Genomic DNA, 17,380 nt, shown 5'->3' on the forward strand with positions numbered 1-17,380 from the left:
GATGCTGCGCACCATGCTCAAGTCGAAGATCCACCGGGCCACGGTGACCCAGGCCGACCTGCACTACGTCGGCTCGGTGACCGTCGACGAGGACCTGCTCGACGCCGCCGACCTGATCCCGGGCGAGCAGGTGGCGATCGTCGACATCACCAACGGAGCCCGGCTGGAGACGTACGTGATCCCCGGCGAGCGGGGCAGCGGCGTGATCGGCATCAACGGTGCCGCCGCCCACCTCGTGCACCCGGGCGACCTGGTCATCCTCATCTCGTACGGGCAGATGGACGACGCCGAGGCCCGGGCGTACCGGCCGCGGGTGGTGCACGTCGACGCCGACAACCGGGTCGTCGAGCTGAACACCGACCCCACCACCGCCGCCCCCGGCACCGCCGGCGCCCCCGTCCCCAACCCCCTCGCCGCCGCCCTCTGACACACCCTTCCTCCCCGCCCCATCCCTCCGCGATCTTGCACTTTCGGCCCGCGTCTCGCGCCGACAGTCCCTTCTGTCGAGGCAGGAAGTGCAAGATCGCGGAGGGGAGGGCGGCGGTGGGGGTGTGCGCGGTCTGTCACAGCGCGGGGGCGGTGGGTAGTCTGGTGGCCCGTCGGAGAGACGCGGTGGCTGGGGGAGGCCGCGATGCGCCGTTCGATGACCACCCTTCTCGCGGCCGTCACCACGGCTGTTCTCCTGGCCGGCTGCGCCGGCTCCGCCGGGCTGGACGGTGACCTCGTCGACGACTGGGCCGCGATGCCCGCGCCCGGCCCGTTCACCCCGGCCGCCGGCGTCTGCCAGACCGCCGACTTCGCCGACGTGGTGACCCTCGCGGCGTACGCGCCGGTGGACTGCGCGGCGCCGCACCGGATCGAGACCGTGCACGTCGGCGCCTTCCCGGCCGGGCGGACCACCCCACCGGCGGGCGGCTCGGCGGAGCTGCGGGGCGCGTTCGCCGACTGCGACGCCCGCGCCACCGGGCACGTCGGCGACGACTGGCGGGCCGGCCGGCTCCGGCTGGCGGTGGCGCTGCCCTCCGGGGCCGGCTGGGCGGCGGGCTCCCGGTGGTACCGCTGCGACCTGGCCGAGGTGAGCACCGTCGAGGCCGCCGCCACGGTGGTGACCCGCTCCGGCAGCCTGCGGGACGCCCTGCGGGGGCCGTCGCCGCTGCGGCTGGGCTGCCAGCGGACGCGGGCCGACGGCGGGGCGGTGCGGGCCCTGCTCCCGGTCGACTGCGCCACCCGGCACGACGCCGAGTTCGTCGGGGTGTGGCGGGCGCCCGACCGTCCGTACCCCACCCGGGCCGCCGACTGGGCCCCGCTCTACGCCGGCTGCCGTTCGGTGCTCGGCCGCTACGTCGGGGTGCCGGACGACGCGGACCTGCGCTTCCGCAGCGGGGTGGTGGTGCGCCCGCCCGGCGCCGGGCGGTGGCGCGTCGGCGACCGCGGGGTCCGCTGCTACCTCTGGCTCGACGACCGTACGGTGACCGGGTCGCTCCGGGGCGCCGGCCCGGCCGCGCTCCCCGTCCGCACCGAATAGCCCGCCGGTCGGGACGCGATGGCCCAAACCACTCGTCCCGCCCCCGCCGCCCCCCGCGAGGGCCCTTCGGGTTGACTGTGGGCATGGACCTTCCGACCGTCGACCTGCCGGCCCTGCCCCGACTGCTGGCCGCTCCCGCGCCCGGCTGGGTGGAGACCACGGACGTGATCGTGGTGGGCTCCGGGGTGGCGGGGCTGACCGCCGCGCTGCACCTGCGCGAGACGGGCCTGCACGTCACGGTGGTCACGAAGGTCGACATCGACGAGGGCTCGACCCGCTGGGCACAGGGCGGCATCGCCGCCGTGCTCGACCCGCACGACACCCCGGCCGCGCACGCCTCGGACACCGAGATCGCCGGCGTCGGGCTCTGCGACCCGGCGGCGGTACGGGTACTGGTCGAGGAGGGGCCGACCCGGCTGCGCGAGCTGATGCGGATCGGTGCGGAGTTCGACCGCAACCCGGACGGCTCGCTGATGCTCACCCGCGAGGGCGGCCACCGGGCGGACCGGATCGTGCACGCCGGCGGCGACGCCACCGGGGCCGAGGTGCAGCGGGCCCTGCACGCCGCCGTCCGGCGCGACCCGTGGATCCGGCTGGTCGAGCACGCCCTGGTGCTGGACCTGCTGCGCGCCCCCGGGGACGGCCCGGACGGCCTCGGCCCGGCCTGCGGCATCACCCTGCACGTGCTCGGCGAGGGCAGCGAGGACGGCGTGGGCGCCATCCTGGCCCGGGCGGTCGTCCTGGCCACCGGCGGGATGGGCCAGATCTACGCGGCGACGACCAACCCGGCCGTGTCGACAGGCGACGGGGTGGCGCTGGCGATGCGGGCCGGCGCGGCGGTCACCGACGTGGAGTTCGTCCAGTTCCATCCGACCGCGCTGATCACCCCGGCCGGTGCCGGCGTCCCGGGCGCCGGGCACGCCCAGCAGCCGCTGGTCTCCGAGGCGCTGCGCGGCGAGGGCGCGCACCTGGTCGACGGCGACGGCAAGCGGTTCATGGTCGGGCAGCACGAGCTGGCCGAGCTGGCGCCCCGGGACGTGGTGGCCAAGGGCATCCACCGGGTGCTGCTGGCCACCGGCGCGGACCACGTCTTCCTCGACGCCCGGCACCTGGGCGGCGACTTCCTGGCCCGGCGGTTCCCGACCATCGTCGCGTCCTGCCTGGCCATCGGGGTGGACCCGGCGACCGACCTGATCCCGGTCGCGCCGGCCGCGCACTACGCCTCCGGCGGCGTCCGCACCGACCTGCGCGGCCGCACCTCCATCCCCGGGCTGTACGCGTGCGGCGAGGTCGCCTGCACCGGCGTGCACGGCGCGAACCGGCTGGCCAGCAACTCGCTGCTGGAGGGGCTGGTCTTCTCCCGGCGGATCGCCGAGGACGTCGCGGCCGGCCTGCCCGAACAGGCCCAGCCGGCGTCGACCGGTGCCTGGGTCGGCGGCGAGGGCTGGGTGGTGCCGGCCGAGGCGACGCCGACGCTGCAACGGGCGATGACCCGGGGCGCGGGCGTGCTCCGCTCGGCCGACACCCTCGCCGCGACCGCCGAGGTGCTCACCGGGCTCGGCGCGGGCCGGGGCCGGCCCCGGACGGCCGACTGGGAGGCCACGAACCTGATCACCGTGGCGTCGGCGCTGGTCGCCGCCGCGTACGCCCGCCGGGAGACCCGGGGCTGCCACTGGCGGGAGGACTTCCCGACGGCCGACGAGCGGTGGCACGGCCACCTCGTCGGCGCGGTCGGGGCGCAGGGCCGGTTGACGTCTCAGTGGGAGGAAGTCCGATGACGGAGTCGACGGAACGGGCGTTGCGGGACGCCGGCCTGGATCCGGCGCAGGTGCGGCGGGTGATCGAGGACGCGCTCGCGGAGGACCTGGGTCCCGACTTCCTGGACGTCACGAGCGTCGCCACCATCCCGGCCGGCCAGACCGACACCGCCGACCTGGTGGCCCGCGCCGACGGGGTGGTCGCCGGGCTGGCCGTGGCGGCGGCCGTCTTCGAGCTGGTCGGCGAGGCGACCGGCGCGGGCCGTACGGTCGAGGTGTCGGTGGTGGCCCACGACGGCGCGCGGGTGGCGCGCGGCGACGTGCTGGCCACGGTGACGGGCCCGACCCGGCTGCTGCTGACCGCCGAGCGGACCGCGCTCAACCTGCTCTGCCGGATGTCCGGGGTGGCCACCCACACCCGGGCCTGGGCGGACGCCCTGGCCGGCACGAAGGCGATGGTGCTCGACACCCGCAAGACCACCCCGGGCCTGCGCGCCCTGGAGAAGTACGCGGTCCGCGCCGGCGGTGGCACGAACAAGCGGATGGGCCTGCACGACGTCGCAATGATCAAGGACAACCACAAGCTGGCGGCGGGCGGCATCACGGCGGCCTTCCGCCGGGTCCGGGAGACCTTCCCCGACGTGCCGGTGCAGGTCGAGGTCGACACCGTCGCCGAGGCCGTGGAGGCGGTCGAGGCCGGGGCGGACTTCCTGCTGCTGGACAACATGACCCCGGAGATGCTGACCGAGGTGGTCGCCTCGGTGGGGGACCGGGCGGAGCTGGAGGCGACCGGCGGGCTGACCCTCGACGTCGCGGCACGGTACGCGGCGACGGGCGTCGACTTCCTGTCGGTGGGCGCGCTGACGCACTCCTCGCCGATCCTCGACATCGCCATGGACCTGCGCACCGAGTGAACCGGCGGCGCGTCGTTGTCTAGGCTGCGGGGCGTGCTGCTCTGCATCGACATCGGAAACACCAACACCGTGCTGGCGACCTTCGACGGCGACAAGCTGGTGCACTCCTGGCGGATCAAGACCGATGCGCGCTCGACGGCCGACGAGCTGGGCCTGAAGTTCCGGGGCCTGCTCGCCGGGGACGCGGTCGAGATCACCGGCGTGGCGGCCTGCTCCACGGTGCCGGCCGCCCTGCGTTCCCTGCGCACCATGCTGTCCCGCTACTACGCGGACCTGCCGAGCGTGATCGTCGAGCCGGGGGTGCGCACCGGCGTGCAGCTCGCCATCGACAACCCCAAGGAGGTGGGCGCCGACCGGGTGGTCAACACCCTGGCGGCGTACACCCTCTACGGCGGGCCGTCGATCGTGGTGGACTTCGGCACCACCACCAACTTCGACGTGATCAGCGGGCGGGGCGAGTTCCTCGGCGGCGCCTTCGCCCCCGGCATCGAGATCAGCTTCGACGCGCTCGCCGCCCGGGCCGCCCAGCTGCGCAAGGTGGAGGCGACCAGGCCCCGCTCGGTGATCGGCAAGAACACCGTCGAGTGCCTCCAGTCCGGCCTCTACTTCGGCTTCGCCGGCCAGGTGGACCGGATCGTCGAGCGGATGATCGAGGAGATCGGCGAGGTGCGGGCCGTCATCGCCACCGGCGGCCTCGCCGGCCTGGTGATCAACGAGTGCCGCACGATCACCCACCACGAGCCGATGATCACCCTGATCGGCCTGCGGATGGTCTACGACCGCAACGTCTGAGCGTGGGGTTCCGGGCGAGCCTGGCCGGCCCCGGGCGGTCGGGCTCGATCCCTCCACCGGCCGGTGCCCGGACGCCCTCCGTGGCTCAGTGCCGCCGGGCGCGGAAGACGAACGTGCGGTAGGGGAGTTCGACGGACTCCCGACCGGCCAGGTCGGGGTGGCTCGTGAAGAGCTCGCCGAGTTCCCGGTCGATCCGGTCCTGTTCGTCGACGGACGCGGTCAGCCAGTAGGAGCGGGTGTGCAGCATCGCGACCACCTCGTCGGGGGTGAGTGTCGTGGTGTGGGCGAATTCCCCCAGCTCCGTCGGCTCGAAGGCGGCGCCGAAGTCGCCGTACTTCTCCACCACGCTGCCGGCGTTGTCGCCGAGGTGGGCGATCCGGCTCAACTCGGCCACCCAGTCGACGCGCTCGTCCCGGGTGTTCCAGATCGGGGCGAACGTTCCGCCGGGCCGGAGCAGCCGGGCGATCTCGGCGTGCGCCCGCTCCCGGTCGAACCAGTGGTACGCCTGCCCGGCGAGCACCGCGTCGACCGTGCCGTCGGGCACCGGCACCGCCTCGGCGCTGCCGGCCTGGGCAGTCGTGCCCGGGGTGGCGACCTCCAGTTGGGCGCGCATCGCGGGGTCCGGCTCCACGGGCACCACCTGGTGGCCGAGGGCCAGCACACCCCGGGTGAGAATGCCGGTGCCGGCGCCCAGGTCGACGACGCGGGCGGGCGTCTCCAGCCCGGCGAGCGCCCACCGCAGGGCCGCCTCCGGATAGCGGGGTCGAAACCGGTCGTACTCGCGCGCCGCGGCCCCGAACGACAGGGCGGGAGTGGGGTCGGTCATGGCCGGCAGGTTATCCCGTAACGGCCTCCTGGCACCTTGAGTACGCTCGGGGCCTGACCCCGCCCGAAATCTCCTTCTGAGGAAGCGTGCCGTGACCGAGCAGACTCCCGTGCCAGTCGACCCCGCCGACGACCTTCCCGAGCAGATGAAGGTCCGCCGGGAGAAGCGGGACCGGATGCTCGCCGAGGGCGTCGAGGCGTACCCGGTCGGATTCCCGCGGACCAGCACGCTGGCCGAGATCCGCGAGAAGTACGCCGAGCTGCCCACCGACACCGCCACCGGCGACCGGGTCTCGGTCACCGGCCGGGTGATCTTCGTACGCAACACCGGCAAGCTCTGCTTCGCCACGCTCCGGGACGGCGACGGCACCGAACTGCAGGCCATGCTCTCCCTGGACCGCGTCGGCGCCGACCGGCTGGACGCCTGGAAGCGCCTGGTCGACCTCGGCGACCACGTCGGCGTGACCGGCGAGGTGATCACCAGCCGGCGCGGCGAGCTGTCCGTGCTGGCCGAGGAGTGGGCGGTCACCGCGAAGGCGCTGCGCCCGCTGCCGGTGGCGCACAAGCCGCTGAGCGAGGAGGCGCGGGTCCGCCAGCGGTACGTCGACCTGATCGTCCGGCCGCAGGCCCGCCAGATGGTGCGCACCCGGGCGGCGGCCGTCCGCAGCCTGCGCGACTCGCTGCACGAGCGGGACTTCGTCGAGGTGGAGACCCCGATGCTGCAGTTGCTGCACGGCGGCGCGGCGGCGCGGCCATTCGTGACCCACAGCAACGCGCTGAACACCGATCTGTATCTGCGAATCGCGCCGGAACTGTTTCTCAAGCGGGCCGTCGTCGGGGGCGTCGACCGGGTCTTCGAGATCAACCGCAACTTCCGTAATGAGGGCATCGACTCCTCGCACTCGCCCGAGTTCGCGATGCTGGAGGCATACCAGGCGTACGGCGACTACGACACGATGGCGGAGCTGACCCGTAATCTGGTGCAGCGGGCCGCGATCGCGGTCGGCGGGTCGACCGTGGTCACCCACGCCGACGGCCGGGAGTTCGATCTGGGCGGGGAGTGGCGCTCGGTGACCCTCTTCGGAGTGCTTTCCGAGGCGCTCGGCGAGGAAGTCACGGTACGCACCGAGCGCGCCCGCCTCGTCGAGTACGCCGACAAGGTCGGATTGGCTGTCGACCCGAAGTGGGGCGCGGGCAAGCTCGCCGAGGAACTGTTCGAGGAACTGGTCGTCCCCGGCCTCCAGGCGCCCACCTTCGTACGCGACTACCCGGAGGAGACCAGCCCGCTCACCCGGGCCCACCGCAGCGAGCCGGGGCTGGCCGAGAAGTGGGACCTCTACGTGCTCGGATTCGAGCTGGGGACCGCGTACTCCGAGCTGGTGGACCCGGTGGTGCAGCGGGAGCGGCTGCTGGCCCAGGCGCAGCTCGCGGCCCGGGGCGACGACGAGGCCATGCGGCTGGACGAGGACTTTCTCCGGGCGATGGAGTACGGAATGCCGCCGGCCGGGGGTATGGGAATGGGAATCGATCGGCTCTTGATGGCGCTGACGGGCCTCGGAATTCGGGAAACCATCCTCTTCCCCCTGGTGCGTCCCGAGTAGTCGGGCACTCGCGCGGGGTCGTTACCGCATCCTATTGACGCGACAAGCGTCGTACAGGTTATTGTGCTCTCAGTTTGCAGGAGGCACCCTGCTCGAAAGGAATGTGGGACGTGGCCAAGCAGATCATTCATAAGCTGGTCGATGACCTGGACGGCGGGGACGCTGACGAGACCGTCAAGTTCGCGCTCGACGGCGTTCAGTACGAGATCGACCTGTCGAGCTCGAACGCCGAGAAATTGCGTGACGTATTCGCTCCGTACATCGCCCACGGCACCAAGGTGGGTCGGGGCGGCGTTGTCGTGGGCGGGCGGGCCGCGCGCGGCCGGGGCGGCGCGACCGCCGACCGCGAGCAGAACAAGGCGATCCGGGCCTGGGCCAAGAAGGCCGGCAAGGACATCTCCGACCGCGGGCGGATTCCGCAGGAGATCGTCGACGAGTACCACTCCAAGGCCGGTCACTGACCCGACCGCCGACGGGCGACAGACGCCGGGCCGGAGCGCGACTCCGGGCCGGCGTCGCCGTATCCGCCGGTGCTCGGCCGCCGGGGCGGCGGGCCGTGTCCGCGCGGCGGTCGGCTCCTGGGGCCGGCGGGGCCCGTGTCCGTCGGTGCTCGGCTCCGGGTCGGCGGGGCCGTATCGGCCTGGTGGTGTGCCGGACCGGGAAGAATTCCGTGCCGGTGATGGTTGTCCACAGCCGGTGGAGAGTCTGTCCACAGCCTGTGGATGGCTGCACGGGCGGCCCGGATCGGGGCTGCTTCGACTCCGGCACCGGCCCGCGGACGCGGTCCGGGCGGTGGCGGAATTTCGCTCTGCGCGTACAGGCGGGGGTCGCGGAACACCCCCTGAGCGCGGACGGTTGAGTAAAACGACGCGTACGCGGCCTCCGGCGGGGACACACGACCTCAGCGGAGTCGGTCTGCGGCGATAGAGTAATGAGGCACGGACGCCCGTCCCGGACGTCCGCGCACCGGCCCCGCCGAGATCTGACATCAAGGCGCACGGCACGTGAGGAGCACGAGGGCATGTTCGAGCGGTTCACCGACCGAGCGCGACGGGTTGTCGTCCTGGCCCAGGAAGAGGCCCGGATGCTCAACCACAACTACATCGGTACGGAGCACATCCTGTTGGGCCTGATCCATGAGGGTGAGGGTGTCGCGGCGAAGGCTCTGGAGAGTCTCGGCATCTCGCTTGAGGGTGTGCGGCAGCAGGTCGAGGAGATCATCGGCCAGGGTCAGCAGGCGCCGAGCGGGCACATTCCGTTCACGCCGCGGGCGAAGAAGGTGTTGGAGCTGTCGCTGCGTGAGGCGTTGCAGCTCGGGCACAACTACATCGGCACGGAGCACATTCTGCTCGGTTTGATCCGTGAGGGTGAGGGCGTCGCCGCGCAGGTGCTGGTGAAGCTGGGGGCGGATCTGAATCGGGTCCGTCAGCAGGTGATCCAGTTGCTGTCGGGTTATCAGGGTAAGGAGCCGGCCGCGGCGGGTGCGGCGCCGGGTGAGGCCGCGCCGTCGACGAGTCTGGTGCTGGACCAGTTCGGCCGGAACCTGACCCAGGCCGCGCGTGAGGGCAAGCTCGACCCGGTGATCGGGCGGGAGAAGGAGATCGAGCGGGTCATGCAGGTGCTGTCCCGCCGTACGAAGAACAACCCGGTCCTGATCGGTGAGCCCGGTGTCGGTAAGACCGCCGTGGTGGAGGGGCTGTCTCAGAAGATCATCAAGGGTGAGGTGCCCGAGACGCTGAAGGACAAGCAGCTCTACACGCTTGACCTGGGTGCCCTGGTGGCTGGTTCGCGTTACCGCGGTGACTTCGAGGAGCGTCTGAAGAAGGTGCTCAAGGAGATCCGCACGCGGGGTGACATCATCTTGTTCATCGACGAGATCCACACCCTGGTGGGTGCGGGTGCGGCGGAGGGCGCGATCGACGCGGCGAGCATCCTCAAGCCGATGCTGGCCCGTGGTGAGCTGCAGACCATCGGCGCGACGACTCTGGATGAGTACCGCAAGCACCTGGAGAAGGACGCGGCGTTGGAGCGTCGGTTCCAGCCGATCCAGGTGGGTGAGCCGTCGCTGGCCCACACCATCGAGATTTTGAAGGGTCTGCGCGACCGCTACGAGGCGCACCACCGCGTCTCCATCACCGACGCCGCCCTGGTGGCGGCCGCGACGCTGGCCGACCGGTACATCTCCGACCGGTTCCTGCCGGACAAGGCGATCGACCTGATCGACGAGGCGGGTGCGCGGATGCGGATCCGTCGGATGACGGCGCCGCCGGACCTGCGGGACTTCGACGAGCGGATCGCGCAGGTGCGTCGGGACAAGGAGTCCGCGATCGACGCGCAGGACTTCGAGCGCGCCGCGCAGTTGCGTGACACGGAGAAGCAGTTGCTCGGTCAGAAGGCGCAGCGGGAGAAGGAGTGGAAGGCCGGCGACCTGGACGTCGTCAGTGAGGTCGACGACGAGCAGATCGCGGAGGTGCTCGGCAACTGGACCGGTATTCCGGTCTACAAGTTGACCGAGGAGGAGACCTCGCGTCTGCTGCGCATGGAGGACGAGCTGCACAAGCGCGTCATCGGGCAGGAGGACGCGGTCAAGGCGGTGTCGAAGGCGATCCGGCGTACGCGTGCGGGGTTGAAGGACCCGAAGCGTCCGTCGGGGTCGTTCATCTTCGCCGGCCCGTCGGGTGTCGGTAAGACCGAGCTGTCCAAGGCCCTGGCGGAGTTCCTGTTCGGGTCCGAGGACGCGCTGATCCAGTTGGACATGTCGGAGTTCCACGACCGGTACACGGTGTCCCGGCTGGTGGGTGCCCCTCCCGGCTACGTCGGCTATGACGAGGGTGGTCAGCTGACGGAGAAGGTGCGGCGTCGGCCGTTCTCGGTGGTGTTGTTCGACGAGATCGAGAAGGCTCACCCGGATGTGTTCAACACGTTGTTGCAGATCCTGGAGGACGGTCGGCTGACCGATGGTCAGGGTCGGATCGTGGACTTCAAGAACACGGTGATCATCCTGACCACGAACCTGGGCACCCGCGACGTGGCGAAGGCGGTGTCGCTGGGCTTCCAGGCCTCGGAGGACTCGGAGTCGAACTACGACCGGATGAAGCAGAAGGTCAACGACGAGCTCAAGCAGCACTTCCGGCCGGAGTTCCTGAACCGTATCGATGACACGATCGTGTTCCATCAGCTGCGGCAGAACGAGATCCTGTCGATCGTGGACATCATGATCGCGCGGATCGAGACGCAGTTGCGGAACAAGGACATGGGTCTGGAGCTGACCGACAACGCCAAGAAGTACCTGGCCACGAAGGGCTTCGACCCGGTCCTCGGTGCCCGTCCGCTGCGTCGCACGATCCAGCGTGACATCGAGGACAACCTGTCCGAGCGGATCCTGTTCAACGAACTGACCCCCGGCCAGATCGTCGTCGTCGACTGCGAAGGCGACCCCAACAACACCGACAAGTCCAAGCTCGTCTTCAAGGGCGCGGACCGTCCGGCCAGCGTGCCGGACGCCGTCCCGGCCGACCTCGGCGGCACCGCCGCCGCGGGGGCGGACGAGTAAGGCAGCACAGCACTGAACCGACGGCCCGGTGGCGAACAGCCACCGGGCCGTCGATTTGCGCCGGGCATGTGCGGCTTGCGTCGTCCGTCACGGACCGGCTGTCCTCCGCTTGATCGCCGGGCTGGCTGTCGGCTTTGCGCCGGGCTGCTGCTCCGCCTCGTGCTGGATCGTCGGCTTCCACGTCCATCTCCTCTCCTCGCACGACCGCGGAGTGCGCACGTGCCCACTGCAGCGGCGTGGGATCGTTGGTTGGTCGCACCCACCTGTCGAGCTGATGTCGTAGACGATTCACGCTCGGCAACGACTCGTTCGGGTACCACGTCATCGGATACGTCTTTGTCGCACACAGGGGCGAAACACCGGGTGATGTCGTAAACGACTCAGCTCGACAGGGCGCACAGCACGAACCCGTCCCCGCGGGCCTCGCCAGGCAGTTCAGCCGACGGGCCACCCTCCACGAGACAGCACTGATCCCCGGAGGCCCACCACGCAGGTCGACGACGGTGCGCCCTGCACGAGCCGGAGGCGTCCCAGGGACACCGCCAGCTGCGGCGGCCGCCGCAGAGGCGCGGTTGCACGCCCATGCCCCTCACGGCCCTCGTGCCCCTCACGGCTTTCATGAACCGATGTCGGCCGCCGAGACCGGCACCGTCCGTCGAACCGGTGCCCGCACTCACGCCGGCGCCCGGCCACCCGTGTGTCGGGGCCAAGGGCCACCTGGGCTGTCTGTCCGGTTTCGGCGGCGGTGAGGGCGGCCCGGAGCGGGGCAAGAGGCAGACCGGCGAGGCAAGGGCGGGACGGGCGGGGCGACAGGCCAGCCCGGCGAGGCGACAGGCCAGCCCGGCGGGGCGACAGGCCAGCCCGGCGGGGCGACAGGCCAGCCCGGCCGGGCGGGGCGACAGGCCAGCCCGGCGGGGCGACAGGCCAGCCCGGCGGGGCGACAGGCCAGCCCGGCGGGGCGAGGGCGGTGCCGGCCTTGGCCGGGTGTCCGGTTCGTGGCGTTCTGTGGTGGTGGGGGTCACCGGCCCGGCGGGCATCGCCCGCCGACGCGGGGCGTTGTAACCACCGCGAGCGCGTGACCCCCCGGCCCTCGGGCCGAGACGGCGGCCGGGCCGAGGCGGCGGCCGGAATGCCGGCCGGAGCCACGTCGTTACATCCCCCGGACCCAGGGACACCGCCGGCTGCGGCGGCCGCCGGAAACACCCGGCCCGCCCCCACCGGTTACCTCCCCCGGGAGCCCCGCGCCCCACCCCGCACCGCAAGGGGCGCACCCTGCATTTTCTGGCGTGACCTTTCCCGACCCGCGACACGACCCACCCCCCGGGCGTGTCACGTACCCCCGATCGAAAGGTGACCTCACCATGCGTACCGACATCCTGCGCAAGACCGCCCTGACCGCTGCCGGCCTCGCCTTCACCGGCGGCGCCATCGCCGGCCCCGTCACCGCCGCCCACGCCACCACCACCGAGAACAAGCCCGCCACCGTCAGCCAGGACCGCAACAACGGCGAGCGGGAACTCGGCGTCCGCTACGAGGCCCAGCCGAACTTCTACTACTGCGGCCCCGCCGCCGCCCGCAACGCCCTCAGCGTCCAGGGCAAGGACATCGACGTCGACGGCATGGCCAAACTGATGGGCACCACCGAAGCCGGCACCAACTCCATCAACGACATCACCCCCGTCCTGAACAAGGAAACCGGTAAGGACGCCTACCAGTCCGTCGAGATCCGCGAGGCCACCGCCGACGACAAGCAGACCCACAAGCTGCGCACCGACATCGTCACCGCCATCGACGAAGGCCACGCCGTCGTCGCCAACATCGCCGGCACCGCCACCGACACCGACGGCACCACCCACTCCTTCGAAGGCGGCCACTACATCAGCGTCGTCGGCTACCGCGACAACGGCAACACCGTCACCATCGCCGACTCCGCCGACCCCAACCAGGCCTCCTACCGGATGAGCATCGACAACCTCGCCGACTGGATCGCCACCCGCGGCTACACCGCCTGACACCAACACGATGCAAAGGGCCGGCCCCCACCCCGGGAGCCGGCCCTTTGCGTCGTGTCCGGCAGGCGCAGCCCGACAGGCGGTCAGGCGACCGTGACCGGGAAGCGGTGGCAGGCGCAGCCGGACAGGCGGGTCAGACGATCGGGACCGGCGGGCCGTCGCCGACGAGGCGGAACGACGACTCGCCCACCGGCTCCACGAGGCCGTCCCGCACCAGCCCGCCGAGCGCTCGGGCGCGCTGCACCTCGTCGGCCCACACCTGGTCGAGACGCTGGTGTGGCACCGGGCCGGTCGCCTCCCGCAGCACGCCGAGCAGCAGCCCGCGTACCTGGCGGTCGGTGCCCGCGTACCGCTGGGGGCGGCGGGACGGGCCGGCGGGCGCCTCCTTGCCGGACGCCCGCCACGCGCAGACCGACTCGACGGGGCAGCTTCCGCAGCGGGGTGACCGGGCGGTGCAGACAACCGCCCCCAGCTCCATGAAGGCGGCGCTGGCCAGCGCGGCGGCGGCCGGGTCGGCGGGGAGCAGTTCCTCGGTGGCGACCAGGTCGGCCGGGCGGGTCGCCGGGCCGGCGTCCGGTTCGCCGGCGACAGCCCGGCAGACCACCCGCCGTACGTTGGTGTCGACCACCGGGTGTCGCTGGCCGTACGCGAACGCGGCCACCGCCCTGGCCGTGTACGTCCCGACGCCCGGCAGGGCCAGCAGCTGGTCCAGCCGGGCCGGGACCCGGCCGCCGTGCCGCTCGACGATCGCGACGGCGCACTCCCGCAGCCGTACGGCCCGACGGGGGTAGCCGAGCCGTCCCCACATCCGGATCGCCTCCGCTGGGCTGTCCGCCGCCAGCGCGGCCGGATCGGGCCAGCGGGCCAGCCACGCCTCCCAGGCGGGCAGCACCCGCACGACGGGCGTCTGCTGCAGCATGACCTCGCTGACCAGGATCGCCCACGCGCCCACGTCGGGCTTCCGCCACGGCAGGTCGCGGGCGTTCTCCTCGTACCACCGGCTGACCACGGCGGCGAAAGTGGGTTCAGACATCGCGCCGCCGATGATGTCACGGGGCGGGGCGCCGACGCGGCGCGGGCGGCGGGCCTCCGGCGCTGCCGTACCCGTCCCGCTGGCTGGGCGACCTGGGCGGGGGCGCTGCGGCGGCGCTCGGCGGATCGGGCAGAATGCCCGGATGAACGAGCTCGCGATCACCGTCATCGGCCGGGACCGGCCGGGCATCGTGGCCGACGTCGCCGAGGTGCTCGCCCGGCTCGGCGCGAACCTCACCGACAGCACGATGACCCGGCTGCGGGGGCACTTCGCGATGACCCTGGTCTGCGTGGGCCCGGCGGCCGCCGACGTCGAGGCCGCGCTGGCGCCGCTCTCCGCCGGCGGCCAGCTCCTGGCGACCGTACGCGAGGTCACCGCGGACGGCGAGACGGCCCCGGCGGGCGAGCCGTACGTCATGGCGGTGCACGGCGCGGACCGGATGGGCATCGTGGCGGCGATGACCCGCGTGCTCGCCGACGCCGGCGGCAACGTCACCGACCTGAGCACCCGGCTCACCGGCTCGCTCTACGTGGTGGTCGCCGAGGTGGAGTTGCCGCCCGGCACGGCCGACGGGGTGGCCGGACGCCTCGCGTCGACCGCCGCCGACCTGGGCGTCGGGGTGAGTCTCCGGCCGGCCGATCCGGACGTGCTGTGACCGGCGACGAGCGGACACCGGAGGCCGGGGCGTACGCGGGCCTCGGCGACTGGACCCCGGAGTCGCTGGACGTGCCGGGGGTGGTGCGGCCGGTGGTGTCCGCCCCCGACCAGGTGCTCAGCCGGCCCGGTGGCGAGGTCGACCCGACCGCCGAGGAGACCGTACGCCTGGCGGCCGACCTGGTCGCCACCATGCAGGTGTCGCCGGGCTGCGTCGGGCTGGCCGCCCCGCAGGTCGGTGTGGGCGCGCAGGTCTTCGCGGTCGACGTGACCGGCCACCCGAAGGCGCTCACCGTGCACGGCACCTTCGTGCTGTGCAACGCGCGCGTCGTCGAGGCGAGCCGGTGGAAGGTGGCCCGGGAGGGCTGCATGTCGGTGCCCGACCTGACCGGCGACGTCAAGCGGGCGAGCCGGCTGGTGGTGGAGGGCGTACTGCCCGGCAGCGGCAGGCCCGTCCGGCTGGTGACCGACGGGTTCGAGGCGCGGGCGCTGCAACACGAGATCGACCACTGCGCCGGGCTGCTCTTCCTGGACCGGGTGGCCGGCGCCCACGCCATCTACCAGCGCAAGGTTTATCTCTGACCGGCGGCCCGGTGTCGCGGCCGACGGACGGCTGACCGTCGGTTGTGGAGGGAGGGGAGCGGTGAGCTGTCGCCGACTCGGCGCGTCGCGCCGGGCTGCCGCGTCCCGCGCCGCTACGGTGGGGGCATCATGCGTCTGACGGTCGGCCCCCTGCCACCCGCCGTTTACTGGCGGCGTCGCGCCGTCGTGCTCGGAGCGGGGCTTCTCTTCCTCATTGTCCTGCTCTATTCGTGCACCGGCACGGACCGGAACGCCGGCAGGAGCGGCGACGCGCAGCCCTCCGCGGGCGCGCAGTCGCCCGGCGCGACACCGGGGTCCACCGGTCCGGTGCTGAGCCCGCAGACCGGGGCGCCCTCGCCGGGCGCGTCGGGCGGACCGGGCGGCGCCGACGCCTCGGGCGGGCCGACCACCACCGACACGCCGCCGGCCGCGCCGGTCGTGCCGGCCGCCGACGACGGCGCCTGCACGGATGCCGAGATCACCGTGACCCCCGTGGCCCTGCCCGCGTCGGTGGTCCGCGGGGCCGTGGTCGACCTCCAGTTGAAGGTCAAGAACCGGTCGGAGCGGACGTGCAGCCGCGACGTCGGCGCCGACGCGCAGGAGCTGTTCATCAAGTCGGGGGCCGAAAAAATCTGGTCGTCGGACACCTGCGGCACGGGCAAGGGCTCCGACGTGCAGTCCTTCACCCCGGGCTTCGAGCGCTCCTACCAGGTGGGCTGGAACGGCCGCGACAGCAGCAAGTGCGCCAACGGCGTCGCGGCGGGCCCGAACCCGCCGCCCGGCAGCTACCAGGTCTTCGCCCGGGTGGGCACCAAGCTCAGCGAGCCGGTGAAGCTGACCGTCACCGACGGCTGAGCGGCCCACCGTCAGACGTAGCGCTCCAGGATGGAAGCCTCGGCGAGTCGGGACAGCCCCTCCCGGACGCCACGGGCCCGGGCGTCGCCCACTCCCTCGACGGCCTGGAGGTCCTCGACCGTGGCGCCGAGCAGGCGCTGGAGGCTGCCGAAGTGCACGACGAGGCGGTCGACCACCGTCACCGGCAGCCGGGGCACCTTGGCCAGCAGCCGGAAGCCGCGCGGGCTGACCGCCGCGTCCAGCGCGTCGGAGGCGGCCGGGTAGCCGATCGCCTTGGCGACGGAGACCAGGTCGATCAGCTCGGTCGCGCCGAGCAGGTCCAGCTCGACCAGCGCCTCGTCGAGGGTGCGGGACTTCCGGCCCGCCGGGAGGTAGTCCCGGATGACCAGGGTGCGGTCGGCGTCGACGCCGGCCATCAGCTCGTCGAGCTGGAGGGCCAGCAGGCGGCCGTCGGTGCCCAGCTCCACCACGTAGCCGGCGATCTCGTCGGCGATCCGGCGGACCATCTCCAGCCGCTGCACCACCGCGACCGCGTCCCGTACGGTGACCAGGTCCTCGATCTCCAGGGCGGAGAGGGTGCCGGAGACCTCGTCCAGCCGGAGCTTGTAGCGCTCCAGGGTGGCGAGCGCCTGGTTGGCGCGGGACAGGATCGCCGCCGAGTCGTCCAGGACGTGCCGCTGGCCGTTGACGTAGAGGCTGATGATCCGCATGGACTGGCTCACCGAGATCACCGGATAGCCGGTCTGCCGGGCGACCCGCTCGGCGGTGCGGTGGCGGGTGCCGGACTCCTCGGTCGGGATGCTCGGGTCGGGCATCAGGTGCACGGCCGCCCGGACGATCCGGGTGCCGTCGCTGGAGAGCACCACCGCACCGTCCATCTTGCACAGCTCGCGGACCCGGGTGGCGGAGAACTCGACGTCGAGCGGGAACCCGCCGGTGCAGAGCCCTTCGACGACCTTGTCGTAGCCGAGGACGATCAGGGCGCCCGTCCGGCCGCGCAGGATCCGCTCGAGGCCGTCGCGCAGGGCGGTGCCCGGGGCCATCAGAGCCAGGTTTGCCCGCAGCGGATCGCCGGCGCCCCCCGCGGCGCCGGTCACGTTCACGCTGATCGGGCGCGCGGGGGAGCCCACGGCGCCGGTGCGGGCGTGGGGTGTCGCGCCGGCGGGCTTGGTGGTGTCGCGGTCGATCGGCACGGGCACAGTCTACGGACTGCCCTGCGGTGGGTGCTGTCGTGGTTACTGTGATGTGTCGCGATGCCCCGGCTCGCCCGGAGCGTC

General features: G+C 72.6%; 15 protein-coding genes. 12 read left to right on the plus strand and 3 right to left on the minus strand.

Annotation, left to right across the window (positions count from 1 at the left end):
- Position 1 precedes the first annotated feature (1 nt).
- The 5 genes from panD to GA0070606_RS17990 all read left to right on the plus strand — a co-directional run bounded on the left by panD (position 2) and on the right by GA0070606_RS17990 (position 4,988).
- On the plus strand, positions 2-427 hold the full coding sequence (gene panD, locus GA0070606_RS17970; protein WP_091101528.1) for an aspartate 1-decarboxylase: 426 nt from the start codon (positions 2-4) through the stop codon (positions 425-427).
- Positions 428-631: 204 nt separating this feature from the next.
- Positions 632-1,525: a septum formation family protein gene (locus GA0070606_RS17975; RefSeq protein WP_091101531.1), complete on the plus strand. Its 894-nt coding sequence runs from the start codon at positions 632-634 to the stop codon at positions 1,523-1,525.
- An 83-nt stretch (positions 1,526-1,608) separates the two neighbouring features.
- Complete coding sequence (locus GA0070606_RS17980) at positions 1,609-3,303, plus strand: L-aspartate oxidase (protein WP_091101534.1); 1,695 nt, start codon at positions 1,609-1,611, stop codon at positions 3,301-3,303.
- Positions 3,300-4,196, plus strand: a complete 897-nt coding sequence (nadC, locus tag GA0070606_RS17985; RefSeq protein ID WP_091101538.1) for a carboxylating nicotinate-nucleotide diphosphorylase — start codon at positions 3,300-3,302, stop codon at positions 4,194-4,196. Before GA0070606_RS17980 ends, nadC begins: the two co-directional genes overlap by 4 nt.
- Before the next feature lie 33 nt (positions 4,197-4,229).
- On the plus strand, positions 4,230-4,988 hold the full coding sequence (locus tag GA0070606_RS17990) for a type III pantothenate kinase (RefSeq protein ID WP_091101542.1): 759 nt from the start codon (positions 4,230-4,232) through the stop codon (positions 4,986-4,988).
- 85 nt (positions 4,989-5,073) lie between these two features.
- Here GA0070606_RS17990 and GA0070606_RS17995 read toward each other — a convergent pair whose 3' ends face one another.
- Positions 5,074-5,814, minus strand: a complete 741-nt coding sequence (locus tag GA0070606_RS17995) for a class I SAM-dependent methyltransferase (protein ID WP_091101546.1) — start codon at positions 5,812-5,814, stop codon at positions 5,074-5,076.
- A gap of 91 nt (positions 5,815-5,905) precedes the next feature.
- On the opposite strand from GA0070606_RS17995, the gene lysS reads away from it, so the two are divergent.
- The 4 genes from lysS to GA0070606_RS18015 all read left to right on the plus strand — a co-directional run bounded on the left by lysS (position 5,906) and on the right by GA0070606_RS18015 (position 12,979).
- Positions 5,906-7,414, plus strand: a complete 1,509-nt coding sequence (gene lysS, locus GA0070606_RS18000; protein ID WP_091101551.1) for a lysine--tRNA ligase — start codon at positions 5,906-5,908, stop codon at positions 7,412-7,414.
- A 110-nt stretch (positions 7,415-7,524) separates the two neighbouring features.
- On the plus strand, positions 7,525-7,875 hold the full coding sequence (locus GA0070606_RS18005; protein ID WP_342672168.1) for a histone-like nucleoid-structuring protein Lsr2: 351 nt from the start codon (positions 7,525-7,527) through the stop codon (positions 7,873-7,875).
- A 560-nt stretch (positions 7,876-8,435) separates the two neighbouring features.
- A complete protein-coding gene (locus tag GA0070606_RS18010) occupies positions 8,436-10,967 on the plus strand; it encodes an ATP-dependent Clp protease ATP-binding subunit (RefSeq protein WP_091101557.1) in 2,532 nt (843 codons plus the stop codon).
- 1,361 nt (positions 10,968-12,328) lie between these two features.
- The gene (locus GA0070606_RS18015; RefSeq protein WP_091101560.1) at positions 12,329-12,979 is read left to right on the plus strand and encodes a C39 family peptidase; all 651 of its coding nucleotides are present in this window, start codon (positions 12,329-12,331) and stop codon (positions 12,977-12,979) included.
- A gap of 133 nt (positions 12,980-13,112) precedes the next feature.
- Here the strand turns inward: GA0070606_RS18015 and GA0070606_RS18020 are convergent, their stop codons facing one another.
- The gene (locus tag GA0070606_RS18020) at positions 13,113-14,012 is read right to left on the minus strand and encodes an HhH-GPD family protein (RefSeq protein WP_091101564.1); all 900 of its coding nucleotides are present in this window, start codon (positions 14,010-14,012) and stop codon (positions 13,113-13,115) included.
- A 142-nt stretch (positions 14,013-14,154) separates the two neighbouring features.
- Here GA0070606_RS18020 and GA0070606_RS18025 point away from each other — a divergent pair, with 142 nt between their 5' ends.
- The 3 genes from GA0070606_RS18025 (at position 14,155) to GA0070606_RS18035 (ending at position 16,103) form a co-directional block, all read left to right on the plus strand.
- Positions 14,155-14,667: a glycine cleavage system transcriptional repressor gene (locus tag GA0070606_RS18025; protein ID WP_091101568.1), complete on the plus strand. Its 513-nt coding sequence runs from the start codon at positions 14,155-14,157 to the stop codon at positions 14,665-14,667.
- The gene (locus GA0070606_RS18030; protein ID WP_091101572.1) at positions 14,664-15,248 is read left to right on the plus strand and encodes a peptide deformylase; all 585 of its coding nucleotides are present in this window, start codon (positions 14,664-14,666) and stop codon (positions 15,246-15,248) included. The genes GA0070606_RS18025 and GA0070606_RS18030 overlap by 4 nt, the downstream gene beginning before the upstream one ends.
- A gap of 129 nt (positions 15,249-15,377) precedes the next feature.
- Positions 15,378-16,103, plus strand: a complete 726-nt coding sequence (locus GA0070606_RS18035; protein WP_091101576.1) for a hypothetical protein — start codon at positions 15,378-15,380, stop codon at positions 16,101-16,103.
- A gap of 11 nt (positions 16,104-16,114) precedes the next feature.
- Here the strand turns inward: GA0070606_RS18035 and disA are convergent, their stop codons facing one another.
- Positions 16,115-17,296 carry a DNA integrity scanning diadenylate cyclase DisA gene (gene disA / locus GA0070606_RS18040; RefSeq protein WP_091107859.1) on the minus strand — a complete coding sequence of 394 codons (1,182 nt, stop codon included), beginning with the start codon at positions 17,294-17,296 and terminating at the stop codon, positions 16,115-16,117.
- Between the last annotated feature and the right edge of the window lie 84 nt (positions 17,297-17,380).

Origin of the sequence: Micromonospora citrea (assembly GCF_900090315.1) — a bacterium.
In the GTDB taxonomy this organism is placed as follows: domain Bacteria; phylum Actinomycetota; class Actinomycetes; order Mycobacteriales; family Micromonosporaceae; genus Micromonospora; species Micromonospora citrea.